Origin of the sequence: Nocardia sp. CC227C, from assembly GCF_030767025.1 — a bacterium.
Classification (GTDB): Bacteria; Actinomycetota; Actinomycetes; order Mycobacteriales; family Mycobacteriaceae; genus Nocardia.
The window spans coordinates 20917-39227 of sequence record NZ_JASITE010000030.1 but is presented as its reverse complement, the minus strand read 5'-3'; the positions used below and the strand labels follow the sequence as shown (position 1 = coordinate 39227).

15 protein-coding genes and 1 pseudogene are annotated in these 18311 nt (G+C 70.7%); 8 read left to right on the top strand and 8 right to left on the bottom strand.

The window, feature by feature from the left end:
* Positions 1–109 precede the first annotated feature (109 nt).
* Complete coding sequence (locus QMO76_RS34560) at positions 110–643, top strand: hypothetical protein (protein ID WP_306365587.1); 534 nt, start codon at positions 110–112, stop codon at positions 641–643.
* 28 nt (positions 644–671) lie between these two features.
* Positions 672–1067: an NUDIX domain-containing protein gene (locus tag QMO76_RS34555; RefSeq protein ID WP_306365586.1), complete on the top strand. Its 396-nt coding sequence runs from the start codon at positions 672–674 to the stop codon at positions 1065–1067.
* Between the two features lie 400 nt (positions 1068–1467).
* On the opposite strand, the gene QMO76_RS34550 is transcribed toward QMO76_RS34555, so the two are convergent.
* The gene (locus tag QMO76_RS34550) at positions 1468–3243 is read right to left on the bottom strand and encodes a DHA2 family efflux MFS transporter permease subunit (RefSeq protein ID WP_306365585.1); all 1776 of its coding nucleotides are present in this window, start codon (positions 3241–3243) and stop codon (positions 1468–1470) included.
* Positions 3244–3495: 252 nt separating this feature from the next.
* Here QMO76_RS34550 and QMO76_RS34545 point away from each other — a divergent pair, with 252 nt between their 5' ends.
* Positions 3496–5178: a TerD family protein gene (locus QMO76_RS34545; protein WP_306365588.1), complete on the top strand. Its 1683-nt coding sequence runs from the start codon at positions 3496–3498 to the stop codon at positions 5176–5178.
* Between the two features lies 1 nt (position 5179).
* Here the strand turns inward: QMO76_RS34545 and QMO76_RS34540 are convergent, their stop codons facing one another.
* Entirely contained in the window at positions 5180–5836 is a 657-nt protein-coding gene (locus QMO76_RS34540) for a TetR/AcrR family transcriptional regulator (RefSeq protein WP_306365584.1), read from the bottom strand.
* Between the two features lie 257 nt (positions 5837–6093).
* On the opposite strand from QMO76_RS34540, the gene QMO76_RS34535 reads away from it, so the two are divergent.
* The 4 genes from QMO76_RS34535 (at position 6094) to QMO76_RS34520 (ending at position 11294) form a co-directional block, all read left to right on the top strand.
* Positions 6094–7626, top strand: coding sequence for a sodium:solute symporter family protein (locus QMO76_RS34535; protein WP_306365583.1), 1533 nt, complete (start codon positions 6094–6096; stop codon positions 7624–7626).
* Between the two features lie 122 nt (positions 7627–7748).
* On the top strand, positions 7749–8501 hold the full coding sequence (locus QMO76_RS34530; RefSeq protein WP_306365582.1) for a DUF1989 domain-containing protein: 753 nt from the start codon (positions 7749–7751) through the stop codon (positions 8499–8501).
* 70 nt (positions 8502–8571) lie between these two features.
* Complete coding sequence (locus QMO76_RS34525; protein ID WP_306365581.1) at positions 8572–9189, top strand: urea amidolyase associated protein UAAP2; 618 nt, start codon at positions 8572–8574, stop codon at positions 9187–9189.
* Positions 9186–11294 carry a 5-oxoprolinase/urea amidolyase family protein gene (locus tag QMO76_RS34520; RefSeq protein WP_306365580.1) on the top strand — a complete coding sequence of 703 codons (2109 nt, stop codon included), beginning with the start codon at positions 9186–9188 and terminating at the stop codon, positions 11292–11294. The genes QMO76_RS34525 and QMO76_RS34520 overlap by 4 nt, the downstream gene beginning before the upstream one ends.
* Positions 11295–11559: 265 nt before the next feature.
* On the opposite strand, the gene QMO76_RS34515 is transcribed toward QMO76_RS34520, so the two are convergent.
* Positions 11560–12723: an epoxide hydrolase family protein gene (locus QMO76_RS34515; protein WP_306365579.1), complete on the bottom strand. Its 1164-nt coding sequence runs from the start codon at positions 12721–12723 to the stop codon at positions 11560–11562.
* A gap of 63 nt (positions 12724–12786) precedes the next feature.
* On the opposite strand from QMO76_RS34515, the gene QMO76_RS34510 reads away from it, so the two are divergent.
* Positions 12787–13737 (top strand): YafY family protein, encoded by a 951-nt coding sequence (locus tag QMO76_RS34510; RefSeq protein WP_306365578.1) that lies wholly within the window; start codon positions 12787–12789, stop codon positions 13735–13737.
* Here QMO76_RS34510 and QMO76_RS34505 read toward each other — a convergent pair.
* The 5 genes and pseudogenes from QMO76_RS34505 to QMO76_RS34490 all read right to left on the bottom strand — a co-directional run bounded on the left by QMO76_RS34505 (position 13734) and on the right by QMO76_RS34490 (position 18254).
* Positions 13734–14216 (bottom strand): MarR family winged helix-turn-helix transcriptional regulator, encoded by a 483-nt coding sequence (locus tag QMO76_RS34505; RefSeq protein WP_306365577.1) that lies wholly within the window; start codon positions 14214–14216, stop codon positions 13734–13736. The two genes, QMO76_RS34510 and QMO76_RS34505, sit on opposite strands and share 4 nt — an antisense overlap.
* A gap of 111 nt (positions 14217–14327) precedes the next feature.
* The gene (locus QMO76_RS34500) at positions 14328–15005 is read right to left on the bottom strand and encodes a vanadium-dependent haloperoxidase (RefSeq protein WP_306365576.1); all 678 of its coding nucleotides are present in this window, start codon (positions 15003–15005) and stop codon (positions 14328–14330) included.
* 283 nt (positions 15006–15288) lie between these two features.
* A pseudogene (locus tag QMO76_RS35490) lies at positions 15289–15747 on the bottom strand (hypothetical protein); the annotation flags it as partial.
* Between the two features lie 180 nt (positions 15748–15927).
* Positions 15928–17502 (bottom strand): hypothetical protein, encoded by a 1575-nt coding sequence (locus QMO76_RS34495; RefSeq protein WP_306365575.1) that lies wholly within the window; start codon positions 17500–17502, stop codon positions 15928–15930.
* Positions 17490–18254 (bottom strand): ABC transporter ATP-binding protein, encoded by a 765-nt coding sequence (locus QMO76_RS34490; protein ID WP_306365574.1) that lies wholly within the window; start codon positions 18252–18254, stop codon positions 17490–17492. Before QMO76_RS34490 ends, QMO76_RS34495 begins: the two co-directional genes overlap by 13 nt.
* Positions 18255–18311: the final 57 nt, after the last annotated feature.

The following is an 18311-nucleotide window of genomic DNA, read 5'->3' as shown; positions in this document are numbered from 1 at the left end:
AGGGCCGGGGCGAGCAGATTCTCCGTGGTGTCGGTGCTTCGAAAACCGGTCAGCCGGATGCGGCGGAATCCCGGTACGGTGGCGCGGAACGACGGATGCGGGAGGCGCTATGACCACGGTGGTGCGGGCCGGGGTGGTGCCGCGCGGGCGCGCGGCCACGTACGGGTCGGCGGGGGCGCTCACGCTGCTGGCGATCTGCGGAGCGACCGTGGCGGGCTTCGGGATGAACCGGGTCTTCACCGGCATCGCGGTGGGTGCCGTCGCGGCCGTCGCCCTGCTGCTGGCGCTGTTCAAACGCGACGGGGTGGTGCTCGGCGAGGACGCCATCGTGCGGCGGACGCCGTGGTCGGCCGAGACCATCGCCTGGGATCGGGTGGTGGCGGGGCGTTTCGCGCTCGACGACCACGGACGCTGGGCGCTGGCACTGGATCTCAACGGCGGCGAGGAGCCGCACGGCGAACTGGTGTTGCTATCGATTCCCCCGGTGGTGCGACCGATCGCCAGCGCCTACGACATGCGCAAACGCGAGCAGGTCGGCGAGATTCGAACCATGCTGCGGCACAAGCGCATTCCGGTGACCGTGCTGCCCGAGATCGCCGACGCGCTGACCCGGCACTGGAAGTTGGCCCCGCCCGCGCACTGAGCCGCCGACGCTCCCTAAGCTGGTTCGGGTGATTCGCACCGCTGCCCTGGCTCATATCCGCGATCGCCGTCTCATCCAGGCCCGATCGGTCGGCAAGGACGTCTTCTACATGGCGGGCGGCAAGATCGATCCGGGCGAGACGCCGGAGGCCGCGCTGCATCGCGAGGTTCGCGAGGAACTCGGTGTTGGCGTGACGGCGGTGAGCGAACTCGGCGTCTTCCACGCGGAGGCGTACGGCCATACGCCGGGCACCCGGCTGCACATGACCTGCTTCACCGCCGAACTCACCGACGATCCGCGGCCCAGCAGCGAGATCGCCGAGATCCGCTACTTCACGGTCGCCGAATACGCCGCCATGCCGCATGTCGCCCCCGGCTCCCTGATGGTCTTCCACCGCCTGCGCGACCTCGACCTCATCGACTGACCGCGGTCGCGGGCGGCACCACTGCTCCACGACTCGCCACCGCCTCGGCGCGAGTCATCCGACCCCTCCCATCGGCTGACGCCCGATTACTCGGGATCAGCATCGCGCCCACCGTCGATCGCCCCGTGCACAGTCCGATCCGAACCGCCCCGGCGGTATCGCGCGCCACCCCGCTCGGCGGCACCGCCCGACGCGTCCGCCTCCCCCTCGGCTGGCGCCACCCGGTGTGACAGCGACGTCTCCTCGGCTGGCGCCCCGACGTGAGCGTGGCACCCTTCGGAATACCGCCCGAAGCGTCAGACGCTCCCCTCCGGGGCACCGCCCGTCGGGTCAGCCGCTCTCCTCTCGGCGGCACCACCCGACGCGTCAGCCTCCCCCCTCGGGAGCACCACCCAACGCGTCAGCCTCCCCCCTCGGGAGCACCACCCGACGCGTCAGCCTCCCCCTCAGGTGCACCGCCCGCCGCATCGGCCGCTCCGCTCGCGGTGGTACCGCCCGATGTCTCCGCGACACCGCCCGGCGCGGCGCGGTTCGGCGGGTCCGCGTCTTTCTCGGTGCCGCGCTGTTTCCGGGCGGGTGTCCGGTGCGGGATCAGGGTGGCGGCGGCCAGGCCGAGCAGGAGGAAGATCGCGGCGGCGAGCAGGGTGGTGCGGGTGGCATCGGTGAAACCGTGGAGCAGAGCGTCCAGGACCGCGGTGACGCCTTCGTGTTCGCGCACGCCCGCGATGGCCCCGCCCGCGGACTCCCGGGTGGCGGTGGCGATGGTGTCGGCGGCCTCCTCGGGCAGGTCCGGCACGGCGGCCAGCCGTTCGGCCAGGTCGTGGCCGAGCGCCACCGACAGCAGTCCACCCACCACGGCCGTGCCGAAGGCCGAGCCGACCTGGCGCACCGTGCTCTGGGTGGCGGACCCCTGCCCGGAGTCCTCCGGCGGCACCTCCCCCAGCACCGTCCCGGTGAGCTGCGCCGACGCCATGCCGAGCCCGATGCCGTAGACGGCGAGCATGCCCGCCAGCCACCACGGCGAGATATCGGGCGTCACGAACAGCGCGGTCGCCGCCACCGCGACGGCCTCCAGCGCCAGCCCGAGCTGCACCACCCGCACCGGCCCGTACTTGCGCACCAGCCCTTCGGCGATTCCGGCCGCCAGGAACGCACCGGCCGCCATACCCGCGAGCACATAACCGGCCTGCAGCGTGGACAGCCCCAGCACATTCACCATGAACAGCGGCAGGACGAACAACAGACCGAACTCCCCCAGCGCCACCGCGAAGGCGGCGACATTGCCCCACCGGAAACTCGGGATCCGGAACAACGCCGGGTCCAGCAGCGCCGAACGGCCGATCAGGATGCGGTGCCGCTCCCAGCGCACGAACAGCACCAGCGCCAGCACGCCCAGGGCGAGCAGCACCGGGACCGGCGATATCGGCGCATCGCCCGACCAGGTGAACCCCAGCAGCGGGAAGTCCCGCAGCGGCTGCCACCACCCGTAGCTCTGCCCTTCGATGAGGGCGAACACCACGAGCGCGAAGCCCGCTGCGCTGAGCAGGAATCCGTCGACATCGAGACCGGGCGCGGCCTTGCCCATCCGGGTCTCGGGCACGAACAGCAGCAGTCCGGCCAGCACGACGGCCCCGAACGGAATATTGACCAGGAAGATCCACGGCCAGGTGTAGCTGGTGGTCAGCCAGCCGCCGAGCAACGGTCCGATGGCGGCCACCCCGGATATGACCGACCCCCAGACCGCGAACGCGATCACGCGATCCCGCCCCCGGAAAATGGCGTTCATGGTGGCGAGGGTTCCGGGCAGCACCGCCGCCGCACCGACGCCCTGCACGATGCGACCCCAGATGAGCGGCCCGGCACTGGTCGCGGCGGCGGCGAGCAGACTGCCCGCCACGAAGACCACCACGCCGAGGGCGAAGAGCCGACGACGACCGAGCCGGTCGCCGAGCCGGCCTCCGGTGATCAGCAGGGCGGCCAGCACCACCGCGTAGACGCTGGTGATCCATTGCGCCTGAGTGAAATTCAGGTGCAGGTCGGCGATGATCACCGGCAGCGAGACCGCCACGATGGTGCCGTCCAGCACCACCATGGACAGTCCGAGCGCCAGCACCGCCAGCGCCAGCCATTTCCTCGCACCCGCCGGCGCCGCGGCCTCCAGCTCCACTTCCGACATTCGTCGCTCCCCAGGGTCGGGCAAGTCGTGTAGTCGCGCTGACAGTTCGCCGCCTCCCTCCGGACGGCGGCGGAACCCGGTCCAGTGTAGCGGCGAAAAGTCCCATTAAAGAGCTTTGATAGCGATACCGACTGATCCGTGCTGTGCATTTGCCAGAACACCCACCGACGGGTCGGAAGGGTGCCGGACGGTTGCGCTCGACTTCTCCAGGGACAGCGCACCGGTCGATCGGATACGTTGAGAGACGTGTCGATGATGAAGGGCGCCAATGTTCCGGTGCCGAGTTCCGCGGTCCGCGTGGAGTTGGGGTGGCAGTCGGGTCCCGGGGTACCGGATGCCGACGCGTCGGCCCTGCTCCTGATGCCATCGGGCAAGGTGCGCTCCGATGCCGATTTCGTGTTCTACAACCAGCGGCAGCATCCGTCGGGGGCGGTCAGCCACGAGGGCAAGCAGCAGGGCCCGCAGGTCACCGATGTGCTCTCGGTGCGGCTGACCCAGGTGGAGGCGCAGATCGAGAAGATCGTGATCGCCGCCTCCTCCGACGGGGGCACCTTCTCCCAGCTGCGCGGCCTGCACGTGCGGGTGGTGGACGCCGATTCCGGTGCGGAGGTGGCCCGTTTCGACAGCGCCGACGCCACGTCCGAGACGGCCTTCGTGCTCGGCGAGCTGTACCGCCGCCAGGGCGCGTGGAAGTTCCGCGCGGTCGGACAGGGCTATTCGTCCGGACTCGCCGGTCTGGCAACGGATTTCGGCATCTCCGTCGACGATGCCCCGGCGCACCCGCAACCGGCCCCGGCGCAGCCGCAACCGACCCCCGCGCCGCCGCAACCGACTCCGCCATCCCGGTCCGGCCCGCCCCCGCAGCAGGACCAGTTCAACACCCCACCGCCCCAGCCGTTTACGCCCGCCGCGACACCGGGCTACCCGCCGCCCGGCCAGCAGCCGGTACCGCCGGGCCAGCAGTACCCCCCGCCGCCCGGCCACGGCCAGCAGTACCCGCCACCGCCACCGGGCTACCCCTCCGACCCGCACGGCCAACCCGGCCAGACCACGCCCGGCTATCCGCCGCCCGGTCAGACCGGCTACCCCATGCCACCGGGGCACCATCAGTCCGGCCCGCAGGGCTACCCCATGCCTCCCGGCCAGCCGGGCCACCCCGTACCTCCCGGCCACCCCGTACCACCGGGCCAGCACCAGACCGGCCCGCGGGGCTACCCTGCCCCGCCCGGCCAGTACCCGCCGCCGAATCCCGGTCAGTACCAACAGCCTTCGGGCCAGCCCGCGCCCGCGCCGCCGGTCGATCTGGGCAAGATCTCGTTGACCAAGGAAGCTCCGGCGGTCTCGCTCACCAAGCAGGGCGCGAATTCCGGTGTGATGCGGGTGAATCTGAACTGGACCGTCCCGAACGCGCCGACCGGCCTGTTCGGCCGCCGTCGCGGCGGCAGCGGCGGCCTGGATCTGGACCTGTGCTGCTTCTGGGAGCTCACCGACGGTTCCAAGGGCTGCATCAGCCCGCTCGACACCATGGGCAACCTGCACCGCGCACCGTTCATCGAACTGGATCAGGACGATCGCAGCGGCGCCAGCGCCGGTGGCGAGAACCTGTCCATCAATCTCGACCACACCGCCCAGTTCCGCCGCATCCTGGTGTTCGCCTCGCTCTACGAGGGTGCGAACGACTTCCGCGGCGTGCACGCCACCGCCACCCTCTACCCGGCGGGCTCCCCGCCCATCGAGATGACGGTGGACGGCTGCGTGGACGACTCCCGCGAAATGGTGCTCGCCCTGATCGAGAACGTCAACGGCGAGTTGGTGGTTCGCCGCGAGGGCGTCTTCGTGCGTCCGCCGCAGGGCCGCAAGTACTGGGGCAAGCTGGCGGTGGATCAGGCATACCGCTGGGAGCTCAAGTGGGGCACCTCCAAGGGCAAGTCCTGACTCAGGACTGCTCGACCAGTCCGATGGCGGCGACGCGGACCTCGTCGGCGTCGCCGTGCCAGCCCAGCAGGTGCAGGATGGCGTCGGGGATCAGCCGCTCGGCGTAGGCGGGCGACGCCCCCTCGTCGGAGCGGATGTTGATGACCGATTCGACGAGCCGGAAGGGCAGCAGTTCGCTGCCGGGCACGGCGTCGCCCGATTCCGACACCACCTGCGCCGCCAGTGCCTCGTAGTGGCGGCGCAGCTCGTCGCGGCGTTCCCGGAAGGCCGCGAACCGCTGCGACCGCAGCTCCGGCAGCAGGTACAGCGCCCCCAGATTCCACCGGGCCGCGCACAGCTGTCGCACGTCGAGCCAGGCCAGCGCGTACAGCCGCACCACGGCGGGCTCCGGCCGCTGCGCCAGCCGCTCCGCGAGTTCCAATGCCGCCGTGATGGTTTCGGCCAGCAGTGCGTCCAGGATGTCGTCCTTGGCGGCGAAGTGGTGGTACAGCGACGCCTGCCTGACCCCGACCGCATCGGCGATCCCCCTGGTCGAGGTGCTGCCGTAGCCATTGGTGGTGAACAGCTCGGCGGCGGCGTCGAGGATCTCGGCGCGCGGAGTCGTGCCCTGGCGGCGGCGGGGCTCGAGGCGGGGACGCCCGGGTCCGATATTGGTCACGACTTCATTCTGTCGCACCCGGACTCCTAGCCCATTTCACGAGGTGAGAGTTTTCTGTCATTCGACAGAAATACAGGCAACGCAGAAGTTACCGACGGCCACGAGACGGATACACCGCCGTCACCACCGATGCCATCGCGCGGCGAAAACTTTCAGCCGATAGGTATTCGCCTCGATGAAGGACCGCCGATGGCCGCCCGATCGCTCCCAGAGCCACCCACCCCGTCCTGTGCCGCACCCGCCAGAGGGAGCCGCGCATGATCGTCACCGGTATCGCGATCAGCGTGGTCGCCGTCATCGCCATCGGCCTGTTCGTGGCCCGCAAGGTGGACGGCGACAGCACCAACTTCCTGGTCGCCGGACGCTCCCTGGCGCTACCCCTGGTGGCGGCGGGCCTGATGGGCCAGGCCGTCGATTCCAATGCGACCCTTGGCAATACCGACCTCACGAGTTCCCTGGGCTTCTGGGCCGGAGCCTCGCTGCCACTGGGTCTGGGGCTGTGCCTGCTCATCACCGGCATCTTCTTCGCCGCACCGATGAACCGCATGGGCCTGCTCACCCTGCCCGACTTCTTCCGCATCAAGTACGGCCGCGGCATCGAGTTGACCTCGTCACTGCTGATGATCTTCAGCTTCTGCATTCTGCTGGCGGGCAACCTGGTGGCGGGCGGCTACATCTTCGAGCGGTTCCTCGGCATCCCCTACACCGCGGGCGTGCTGCTCATCGTGACCATCGTGCTGTCCTACACCGTGGTCGGCGGCATGTTCAGCGACGCCTACACCGCGCTGGCGCAGATGCTGATCACCGTGATCGGCTCGCTGGCCCTGCTGATCTGGGTCGGCTCCACCATGGGCATCACCATTCCGGAGGGCATGGGCCCCTTCGATTTCGGCCAGCTGACGAATACCTCCGAAGGTGCGCCGATCAACTGGGCGACCCTGATCTCGCTGGGCATCGGCGATATCGTCGCCATCGACTTCATGCAGCGCATCTTCTCGGCGCGGTCACCGCAGATCGCCCGCCGCGCCTGCTTCGTCGCGGCCGCGGGCACCGCCATCGTCGGCGTGCCGTACGCCATTGTGGCCCTGTCCATCTCGGGTGTGGTCGGCGACGGTGACGGACCGGTCCTGCTGCGCCTGCTGGCCGATCAGGCTCCGGCCGGACTCGCCATCCTGGTGCTGTCGGCCATTGTCGCGGCCTCCTGCTCGACCGCGAACGGAGCGATCCTGGGCACGGCCTCGGTCGCCACCCGCAATGTGGCCGGTCGACGCCGGGCCACCGACGCGGCCGGACACGACACCCTGCTGCGGCACGTGCGCTTCACCATGATCCCGGTGGTCGCGGTGGCGGTGCTGTTCGCGGTGCAGGTGCCGCAGACCGGCATTCTGCTGACGCTGGCCTTCGATCTCATGCTGGCCGGACTGATCGTGCCGTTCGTGGCGGCGCACATCACCGACCGGGTGAGCAGCGCGGCGGCGGCCGCGTCCATCATCGTGGGCCTCGGCACCCGGCTGGTGCTGTTCGTGCTCACCCCGACCGTGTACGGCGCGGATAACACGCTGTGGCATATCGACAACGGCCTCATCACCGCGAGTTTCGACGGGTGGCCGACCTTCATCGCCTTCCTGGCGGCAGTGGTGACCTTCCTGGTGGCCCTGGTGGTCTTCCCGGCCCGCCGGGAGCCGGTGCCCGCGGCGACCGCACCGCATCCGACCGACCCGCGGGTGGCGGACGCGCCACCGGTCGCGGCGGACGCGGGCGCGCGGTCCGCCTCGGTGCCGACGACATGACGCGCGCGACCGCGCCGGGCAGCGCCATGCCGGGCCGCCCCGCCCTCGCCGTCACCGCACCACTGGAACGGCTGCTCGTCCGCACCACCTGATTTCCCATCCCGACCCGCGAAGGAGCCGATATGACAGGCACCGCATCCACCACCGAGGCACGGGCACACGCCAGATCGCAGGCGGCGAGCGCGGACACGGCCGGGCCCGACCTGCCGGAAGGAATCGACGACGCGAAAGTCACCTTCGCCACGCGTATCCCACCGGGCGGCTACGCGAATGCGGTGCTCGGCAGGGGCACCCGCCTGCGACTGACCGACCCGGTCGGCGCGGCCTGCGCCCATCTGTTCCTGCTGCGCGCCGAATCGCCGTGGGAGCGACTGAATGTGGCGGACACCGTGAAGGTGCCATGGCAGGCGTACCTGGGTCCGGGACATCCGCTGCTCTCGGATCAGGGGCGAATCCTGGCGACGGTCGTGGCCGACAGCTCGGGTCACCACGACACACTGTGCGGGCCGAATTCCGAAGCCCGGCAGCTACTGCGCCTGGCCGCCGCCAAGCACGGCCTGTCCCCGCGCGATATCGGCCCCACGGTGTCGTTCTTCCGGGGCGCGCGGGTGGCGGCCGACGGCGCGTTGACCCCCACCGGCAACGCGGGCGCGGGCGCGGCCGTCGACCTGCTCGTCCACCTGCCGGTCACCGTGCTGATCGCCGATGCCGCACATCCGCTGGACGACACCCCGGTCACCGCCCTGGATGTCGTCGCCTGGTCGGCCCCCGGCGAGCTGCCCCGCGTCCACAACACCGATCCGGAATACCGGCGCGCGGTGGAGAACACCGAAACCGCTTGGCGCGCCATGCACCCGCTGGAGGCGATCGCGTGAGCGGCCGGGCCCGCGAACACCGGCGCGGTGCGACCGCGCAGCGCCCCGATCATGTGCGAAAGGACACCGCATGAGCATCCTCGAACGCACCATCGTCCTGGACGAGACCGTGCCCGCCCGCGTCGGCTGGTCCACGGTGGTACGCGCGGGCGAGCGGCTCGACATCATCGATCTGCACGGCAATCAGGCGGTCGACTGCCTGCTCTACTCGGCGGCCGATCACAGCGAGCGCTACAGCGCACAGGCGACCATCGTCGCCCAGCGGAATATCTTCCTCACCACCGGCAGCGCCCTGCGCACCGATTCCGGCACCACGCTCATGACCGTGGTCGCCGACGAGGTGGGCAATCACGATACGGTGGCGGGCGCCTGCTCGCAGGAGTCCAATACCCTGCGCTACGGCCACCACACCCGCCACCAGCACGCCTGCGTGGAGAACTTCCTCGCCGAGGGCATGAAGTGGGGCCTGGGCAAGCGCGACCTGGTCTCGAATATCAACTGGTTCATGAACGTTCCGGTGGAGCCCGACGGCACGCTGGGCATCGTGGACGGGCGCTCCGCGCCGGGCAAGAAGATCAGCCTGCGCGCCGAGCTCGACACCCTGGTGCTGGTCTCGAACTGCCCGCAGATCAACAACCCCTGCAATGGATTCGATCCCACCCCGGTGCGCATGGTGGTGAGCCGATGACGGCGGCGGTGGCCCGCGAGACGGCCGCGGCGGTGGCCCGCGAGACGGCCGCGCCGACGGCATCCGGGCACCCCGGCGGCCCGGCGGATTCAGCACCGGCGCAGCCGGATTCGCGGTCCGGCGCGAGTACGGCGACAGTGCTGCGCCCCGGCATGCAATCCACGGTGCAGGACTGGCCGGGCCGGGTGGGCTACTGGCATGTGGGCGTACCGCCCTCGGGGCCCATGGACGACCTGTCGTTCCGCCTGGGCAACCGGGCACTGGGCAATCCCGAGGGCGCGGCCGGATTGGAGTGCACCCTCCGCGGGCCCGCACTGCGCTTCGACACACCGACCTGGGTGTGCGTCACCGGCGCACCGGTGCCGGTGACCGTGAACGGTCGGCCGGTCCGGCAGTGGCGCAGCGTTCTGGTGCCCGCCGGGGGCGTCCTGGACGTCGGTGCGGTGCGCGGGCCGGGCATGCGCGGATATCTGCTCATCGCGGGCGGCATCGAGGCACCCGAATACCTGGGCAGCCGTGCGACGTTCACGCTCGGCAGGTTCGGCGGACCGCGGGGCCGCGCGCTCGAGGCGGGTGATGTGCTCACCTTCGGCGCACCGACCGGGCGTGTGAGCTCGGGCGTGCCCGGCGAGCGGCAGCCGGTGCTCACCCACCGCTGGGAGCTCGCGGTCACCGAGGGGCCGCACGGTGCGCCGGAATTCTTCACCCGCGCCGATGTCGACACCATCCTCGGCACCGACTACGAGGTGCATTTCAACTCCGACCGCACCGGCGTGCGCCTCGTCGGCCCCCAACCTCGGTGGGCCCGCCTGGACGGCGGCGAGGCCGGGCTGCATCCGTCGAATATCCACGACACCGCCTATTCCGTCGGCGCCCTCGACTTCACCGGCGACACCCCGATCCTGCTCGGCCCCGACGGCCCGAGCCTGGGCGGCTTCGTCTGCCCGGTGACCGTGGTGGCCGCCGACCGCTGGAAGCTGGGTCAGCTCGCCCCGGGCGACACCGTGCGCTTCGTCCCGGTGCGGGCGGATCGGGCCGCTTCACTGCACGCGACCGGGCCGGACCGCCGCGCCGACTGGCCCATGGTGCTCTCCGGCGGCGGCGACGGCGACGACGGCGTACTGGCGCGGCGGGAGACCGAGGACGGCACGGCCGTCACCTACCGGCGCGCCGGAAACGACGGCGTGCTCATCGAATACGGCGAGATGACCTTGGATCTCGGTCTGCGGGCGCGGGTGCACGCGCTCCACGAACACCTGCTCGCACGTGCCGAACCCGGGATCACCGAACTGACTCCCGGGGTCCGCTCCCTCCAGGTGCGCACGGACCCGGACCGCCTGCCCGCGGCCGCGCTCCTGGACCTGCTCGCCGAGGCGCAGACGGCGCTGCCCGCCGCCGAGGAACTCGTGGTGCCCAGCCGCACCGTGCACATGCCGCTGTCCTGGGACGATCCCGCCACCCGCGAGGCCATCACCCGGTACACGCACGGCGTGCGCGCCGACGCCCCCTGGTGCCCGTGGAATATCGAATTCATCCGCCGCATGAACGGATTGGCCTCGGTGGACGAGGTTTTCGACACGGTCTTCGCGGCGGAGTACCTGGTGCTCGGTCTGGGTGACGTCTATCTGGGCGCGCCCGTGGCCACCCCGACCGATCCGCGCCACCGCCTGGTCACCACCAAGTACAACCCGGCCCGCACCTGGACACCGGAGAACGCCGTCGGCATCGGCGGTGCGTACCTGTGCGTCTACGGCATGGAGGGGCCGGGCGGCTACCAGTTCGTCGGCCGCACCACCCAGGTGTGGAATCACGCCTCGTCGGGCATCGGCGAGGAGCCCTGGCTGCTGCGGTTCTTCGACCGCATTCGCTGGTATCCGGTCTCGGCGGCGGAACTACTCGACCTGCGTGCGGATTTCGCGGCCGGACGCGGTGAACTGCGCACCGACGACGGTGAGTTCCGGCTCGCCGACCATCGCGCGTTCCTGGCCGAGAATGCCGATTCCATCGCGGCTTTCCGTGCCCGGCAGTCCGAGGCATTCGCGACCGAACGCGAATCCTGGCGTGCGGCCGGTGAATTCGCACGAGTACGGGAGGCCGCCGGATAACGGTGTGGATTCCCCGGCGCACCGAGCACGCGATCGCCGCCGCCCTCGTGGCGGACGGCCCGCTGCGCGCTGGGCCGGTCCGCTGCGCGCTGGGCCGCGCTATCGGTTGGCGGCCCTGGGCACCGCACCGTGCCGCCCGCACCCGGCGTGACCCGCCTGCCCGAGGGCGAGGCGGGTGTCGCGGTGGCGGGTGGACGCTGGCTGCTCGCACCCGCCACGCTGGGCCTCGGCTCCCTGCGCGGCGCGGTGGGCTGCGGGCGAGCCGTCACCGCAGGCCGCGGAAGAACTCTCGGATGTCGTCGGTCAGCAGCTGCGGCTCCTCCATGGCGGCGAAGTGCCCGCCGCGATCCTCGACGTCCACCCAGTGCGTGATCGTGTGCTCGGCCTCCGCGTACTCGCGGATGCCGATATCGTGCGCGAAGACGATCACGCCGGTGGGCACGCCGGAGTCGACCGCCTGCTGACCCCACGCCCGGTCCTGCGCGTACCCGACGTACGCCGCCGACCCCGCGGTGCCGGTCAGCCAGTAGATCATCACATTGGTGAGCAGCCGATCCCGGTCGATGATCTTGTCCGGCGCCACGGCCCGCGGATACGTCCACTCGCGGAACTTGTCCATGATCCAGGCCAGCTGTCCCACCGGGGAGTCCACCAGTCCGTAGGCCAGTGCCTGCGGCCGCGTGGACTGGATCGCGATATAGCCGAACTCCTCCCGCATGAATGCCTCGATCCGGTGGATGCGATCGCGCTCGAGATCGGTGAGCGAAGCCATCTCCGCCTCCGGCAGCGGCAGTTCCGGAATCGGCCCGGGGCCGTTCATGTGCACGCCGATCACGTGCCCGGTCGCCACCCGGCCGACCTCGGGGCTCACCGCCGCGCCGATATCGCCGCCCTGGACGCCGAAGCGGTCGTAGCCGAGGCGTCGCATGAGTTCTGCCCAGGTGCGCGCGATGCGCTCGACATTCCACCCGGAATCGGCCACCGGACCGGAGAATCCGAAGCCCGGCAGCGACGGAATCACCAGGTGGAAGGCGTCTTCGGGATTCCCGCCGTGGGCGCGCGGATCGGTGAGCGGGCCGATGACGTCCAGGAATTCGACGATCGACCCGGGCCAGCCGTGCGTCATGAGCAGCGGCACCGCGTCCGGTTCGGGCGAGCGCACGTGCAGGAAGTGGATGCGCTGTCCGTCGATCTCGGTGGTGAACTGCGGGTGCCGGTTGATCCGCTCCTCGGCGGCGCGCCAGTCGTATTCGCTGCGCCAGTAGTCGACCAGCTCGCGCAGCCAGTGCGTGGGCACACCGGTGTCCCAGTCGTCGCCGGGCAGCGGTGCGGGCAGGCGGGCCGCGTCGAGTCGGGCGCGCAGATCGTCGAGCTGCCGCTGCGGAATCTCGATCCGGAAGGGGGTGATGTCGGTGCTCTGGTGGCTCATGAGAACTACGCTACGAGCCACCTAGGACAGCTTTCGCCCTAGCTGTACGGCAGAATCCGGAATGTGTTGGAAACTTCCGCGCGACTGCTGCGACTGCTGTCGCTGCTCCAGACACCGCGCGACTGGACGGGTTCCGAGCTGGCGGAACGCCTCGAGGTGGATGTGCGCACGGTCCGCCGCGATATCGACAAGCTGCGCACCCTCGGCTATCCGGTGGACGCCGTCGCGGGCGCGGCCGGATATCGGCTGGGCGCGGGCGCGAAGCTGCCACCGCTGCTGCTCGACGACGACGAGGCCATCGCGGTTGCCGTCGGGCTCCGCACCGCGGCCGGCGGCACCATCGCCGGTATCGAGGAGAGTTCGCTGCGCGCCCTCGCCAAACTCGAACGGGTGCTGCCGTCACGACTGCGGCATCGGGTGGCGGCGCTGGAGGCGGCCACGGTCACCGTGCCCGCCGGGTCCGCCCGTGTCGACCCGGACGTGCTCACCACGCTGGCCGCCGTCATCCGCGATCACGAGCGCCTGCGCTTCGACTATCGCACCCATCAGGGCACCGAGAGCCGTCGCACCGTCGAACCGCACCGACTGGTCCACACCGGGCGGCACTGGTATCTGCTCGGCTGGGATATCGACCGCGACGACTGGCGCACCTACCGGGTGGACCGCCTCACCCCGCGTGTCCCGACCGGCCCGCGCTTCGCTCCGCGCGACGCACCGGAGGTCGATCCGGCGGGATTCGTCTCACGCGGCGTGAGCACCGACCCGTATCGCTACCGGGCGCGCGTCACGCTGTACGTACCCGCGGAGGTGGCCGCCGACCGCATCGCGCCGACGGTCGGCGTGATCGAGGCGGTCGACGCGGAAACCTGTGTCCTGCACACCGGTTCCGACTCCCTCGACGAATTGGCGATCTACGTAGGCGTTTTCGGCTTCGACTGCCGGATCCACGAACCACCGGAGCTCGTCGACCACATCCGAACCCTCACCGCCCGGCTCGCGGCGGCCACCGGCTAGCGCGACCCGTCCGAGGTCTGGGCGGCGTCTGGGTGCACGGCGTCCCGGATCACCCGCAACCCCGCCACCATGGCATCGAGCTGCTCGGCGCTGAGCCGCCCGATGAACCACTCGTCCACCGCGTCGAGGTAGGCGGGCAGCACCCGGGCCACCCGGGTCGCCCCGGCGGCCGTCAGCACCGCGTAGAAGCTGCGGCGATCCCCCGGCGCGGATTCCCGTCGCACGAATCCATTGCGCTCCAACCGGTCAACGAGCCGGGTGACGCCACTGGTCGAGAGCCCCGTCTGCGCGGCCAGATCGGTCATGCGCAGCTTGCGCCCCGGCGACCGGCTCAGCCGCATGAGCGCGTTGAGATCCAGTCCGGAGAGCCCGTTCTTCTTCGAGATCGGTTCGAGCTTCGCCAGCAGGCCCTCGTGCACCTCGAGGAACAGTCCGATGGTGGTGAGTCGCGAGTCCTCGAAGAGGCGTTTGGGGTCCACGGCCGCAGAGCCTAACCGCGAGGCTGTAGCGCGGATAGTTGACACGCGGAACACTCGTCGGGTCTGTCTGCCGCAGCAATGTTCCGCACGGCAATTACCCGCCGAGGCGGTTCAGGGCAGTCTGGGACCGGCGGCCTGACACTGTTTCAGGCCGCTCGTCCACAGGTCGTCGGCGATATCGCGGCCGAGCCGCACGCCGCCGATATTGCGGGACAGGTCCATTCCGCCGCCCGGCCCGGTGACGAAGGCGTCGAAGGACCAGTGCACGCCCAGGTACACGCGGCTGCGGCCGTTCTCCTCCATCATCTGCCAGAGGCCGCCCGGGAAGCGGCGGATGTGCCGGGGGCGGACCACGCCGTCATTGTCGGTGGTGTGACCGTCGAGTTCGCCGGAGACGAAACCCATGCCGTCGGTGAGGGTGTCGGGGCCGTCGACGTCGACGCCGTAGCAGCGGCGAAGCATCTGGAAGGCGGCCGCGCCGAAGGTGGCGTGACCGGAAGGGTAGGCCGGGAACGGCGGGCTGAAATTGAAGGCGACCTCATTGCTGCGCGGCGCACCGTAGGGCCGCCAGCAGGGATCGCAGTCGGCGTCCAGTGCCTGTCCCGGCGAGCCGTCCGACCCCATGGACGGATCCAACTCGCGGATGCCGAGGATCGGACGCCACAGGTTGTGCCGGTACTTGTCGTCCCAGGCCAGGATTCCGGCATCGGCGAGCGCGGTGTTGACCAGCGCGAACAGCCGGGCGTTCTGATCGGCGGTATTGTTCCGCGCCGCCGCCAGCGCGCGCACGATCTGGTTGTAGAAGCGCGGCGGGGTGCCGAGTCCCTTGGCCCCGTCGTGGGCCCAGAACAGGCCGACCAGTGTTTCGGCGGCCGTGCGCGCAGCGATGCCGGTCGGCAGCGTGGCGGCGGCCTCGGGCGCGATGCCCTTCCCCCCGCACCTCGCGCAGCGCCTCGAGGTAGCGCGGGTCGTTCCCCTTCGGCGGCGGGTCCAGGGTGTAGCGGGTGCCCACCGCGAAACACCGTGAGCGAGCGCCGTAGTCGGGCGCGTAATACCCCTGCGCCGGATTCACCGGGTCCGGGCGGTGATTGGGCGGGGCGGTATCGGGCAGGTAGTTCTTGTCGTCGGTCCCCGGATCGCCCTTGCGGGCCCGCAGCACCGCGCGGGCGACGGCCTGCCCGTGCGCGGTGCCGCGACCGATGCCGGGGCCGGGCAGCTCGGCCTCCCGCAGCGCCCGGTCCAAACGCAGCGTCTGCGCCGGATACAGCGCCGCGAGGGTGGTGTGGGCGGCCGCGGCCACGGCCGCCGCCACCGCTGCGCCGTTGGCCGCCACCGGCGGCGCGGTGAGCCAGGTGCCGTGCGGCGCGCCGACGATGGAGAAGTACGCGTCGTGCATGGCCAGGTGCACGATGGCGGACGCCCGTGAACTGCCGATCGGACCGCGGACTCCGCGCTCGGCCTGCTTCGGTTCGGTATGCGCGACACGGTCCGATTCGAGGGTCACCGCGTTCCAATACAGGATCTGGTCCACTTGTCTTGCCTCCCAGGGAAGTCGACTGCGACGAGCGGGCGGAAACGGGATTTCTCGCCCGGCGCCGTCAGCCTGCGCTGATTTCCCGCGAATCTCGGCAGTAGTCGGCTACCCGAATCCGCGGCGGTGGACGCGGCGGCAATCCGAGTAGCCCGCGCGCACTCGGGCGGCGCGGCCGGGTCAGCGGGGTTTGACCTCGGCGAGCAGCTCCGGACCGCGCGCCTCCAACCGCTTGGCCGCCAACGAGACGCCCAACAGCCCGGAACCGATCCCGATCGCGATCCCCACCGGCAGCGCCGACCAGAGCAGGAACGGATTATCAAGGCTCGCACCGATTCCCAGCAGTGCGATCACCGGCAGCGAGACCACCAGCTGACCCAGCCCGACCGCCAACTGCATGAGGATCTTGAAGCAGCCCGGATTGCCGGAGGACGCGAAGGGATTGCCCCGATTCGGCGGCATCGGATAGGGGGCGTAGGTGGACAAGAAGATCACCGCGGCCGCGCCGACCCCCAGCAGCACCGGCAGCGTGGACAGCGCCCAGGGGTACAGCCGCGATTGCCCGACCGCGCCCGGCAGCACCACGGCGGCGACCACGGCTACCGGCGCGACCAGCAACAACCAGGCCAGCACCCGGCCGCGCACATCCGCGCGCGCCGCATCCGGGGTGACCAGGGTCTGCCAGAGGGCGGTGCCGTCGAAGCCGTACAGGTTGGTCCCCGACATGGCGGCCAGCCACACCACGAACGCGCCCGCGAACGGCACGAAGGTGGTGCTCCCGTTCTGAATCGCCAGGAAGACCGGCAGTGCGAAACCGATGAGCAGCAGGGGCAGCAGGGTAGCCCGGCGGCGACCGTCGCGCCACCAGGTGCGCAGTTCCTTGCGCACCACGGCACCGGTCGGGCTGACGGGCAGCAGGCGGTCCAGCAATCCGGCGCGCCCGCCCGCACGTACCTCCTCGGCGGGTGCGGGCGGGGTGGTGAGGCGGCGGCCGAGCAGCCACGCCCACGCCTCCCACAGCAGCAGCGACAGCACGACCAGTCCGGCCAGCGGCAGCAGCGCCCGCAACCAGTTTCCGGAGGCGGCGGACTCCACCGCGTAGGCGGCCCATCCGGACGGGACCGCGCGCAGCAGATTGCCCACGCCCTCGGGAGCGTCGCGCAGTTTCGGACCGAGACTGCCGATGATCAGGTTGAGCGGGTAGTAGGCCAGGCCGAGCAGGCCGGCCAGCAGCACGCCCAGATCGCGGCCGCGCCGGGACCGCATGGCCGCGCCGATCCAGCCGGTGAGCGCCCGCGACAGCAGCACCACGAAGATCAGTTGCAGTATCGCGCCGACCACGGCCACCAGCACCGCGCCGAGGCCGTACGGCGCTGCGAGCACGGCCAATCCGGAGAAGGCGAGCAGATTCACCAGTACGGCCGGGCCGGCGAAGGCGGCGGCCGCCAGGCCGTAGGCGAGTTGCCGGTCGCTCAACGGCAGCAGGCGGAAGTGCTCGGGTTGCAGCGTCTCGTCGCTGCTGCCGGTGAGAACGGGTCCGCACAGCCAGCCCAGCGTCCAGGCGGTGTACAGGGCGGCGGCGATATTCGTTGCCCCGTAGAGATTGTCGGGCGCGCCGAAGCCGACCAGCAGCAGGGTGATCACGGCGGCGATGACGCCGAAGACGATGCCGAGCCAGAAGCCGATGGCACCGCGCCCGCTGCGCATGCCGCGTGCGGTGAGCCGCAGCCGCATGCGGATCATCACGCCAACCACGACAACCCCTCGTCTCCGGCCACCCGGCCGCCGACCAGGCGCACGAACGCTTCCTCGAGGGTGCCCTCGCCGCGCACCTCGGCGACGCTGCCGCGCGCCACCACCCGGCCGTGGCTGATCACCGTGACCTGATCGCACAGGTTCTCCACCAGCGCCATCACATGACTGGAGAGCACCACCGAACCCCCGGCGGCCACGAAGCGCTGGAGGATGGTGCGGATGGTCGAGGCCGACACCGGGTCCACCGCCTCGAACGGTTCGTCGAGCACCAGCAGTTTCGGTGCGTGCAGCAGCGCGGTGGCGAGCCCGATCTTCTTCCGCATACCGGCCGAATAGTCCACCACCACGGTGTTCTCCGCGCCGTCGAGTTCGAGCACGTGCAGCAGCTCGTCGGTGCGCTCCACCACCGTCGCCTGCGGCATGCCGCGCAGTGATCCGGTGTAGTTCAACAGCTCTCGCCCGGTGAGCCGTTCCGGCAGCGACAGCCCGTCCGGCAGCACCCCGACCATGGTCTTGGCCCGCACCGGATCGGTCCACACATCGGTGCCGAAGATCCGGGCGGCCCCGTGGTCGGGCCGCAACAACCCCACCGCCATCGACAGGGTGGTCGTCTTACCGGCCCCGTTCGGCCCCACCAGTCCGAAGAACGACCCGGGCGGCACGGCCAGGCTCACGCCCTCCACCACCCAGGGCCCACCGAACTTCTTGTACAGCCCGTCCAGTTCGAGCGCCGGTCGCCCGTTCGCCTCCATGGTGCCCCTCTCCCGGGCGCGCCTCGCCCATCACGAATATAGGCGCGACCACCGCGA

Excerpts from the sequence above, each read along its gene's own strand:
- QMO76_RS34520 (WP_306365580.1), top strand. The coding sequence starts at position 9,186 with ATGACGGCGGCGGTGGCCCGCGAGACGGCCGCGGCGGTGGCCCGCGAG.
- QMO76_RS34515 (WP_306365579.1), bottom strand. The coding sequence starts at position 12,723 with ATGAGCCACCAGAGCACCGACATCACCCCCTTCCGGATCGAGATTCCG.
- QMO76_RS34525 (WP_306365581.1), top strand. The coding sequence starts at position 8,572 with ATGAGCATCCTCGAACGCACCATCGTCCTGGACGAGACCGTGCCCGCC.
- QMO76_RS34490 (WP_306365574.1), bottom strand. The coding sequence starts at position 18,254 with ATGGAGGCGAACGGGCGACCGGCGCTCGAACTGGACGGGCTGTACAAG.
- QMO76_RS34560 (WP_306365587.1), top strand. The coding sequence starts at position 110 with ATGACCACGGTGGTGCGGGCCGGGGTGGTGCCGCGCGGGCGCGCGGCC.
- QMO76_RS34550 (WP_306365585.1), bottom strand. The coding sequence starts at position 3,243 with ATGTCGGAAGTGGAGCTGGAGGCCGCGGCGCCGGCGGGTGCGAGGAAA.
- QMO76_RS34530 (WP_306365582.1), top strand. The coding sequence starts at position 7,749 with ATGACAGGCACCGCATCCACCACCGAGGCACGGGCACACGCCAGATCG.
- QMO76_RS34545 (WP_306365588.1), top strand. The coding sequence starts at position 3,496 with ATGATGAAGGGCGCCAATGTTCCGGTGCCGAGTTCCGCGGTCCGCGTG.
- QMO76_RS34535 (WP_306365583.1), top strand. The coding sequence starts at position 6,094 with ATGATCGTCACCGGTATCGCGATCAGCGTGGTCGCCGTCATCGCCATC.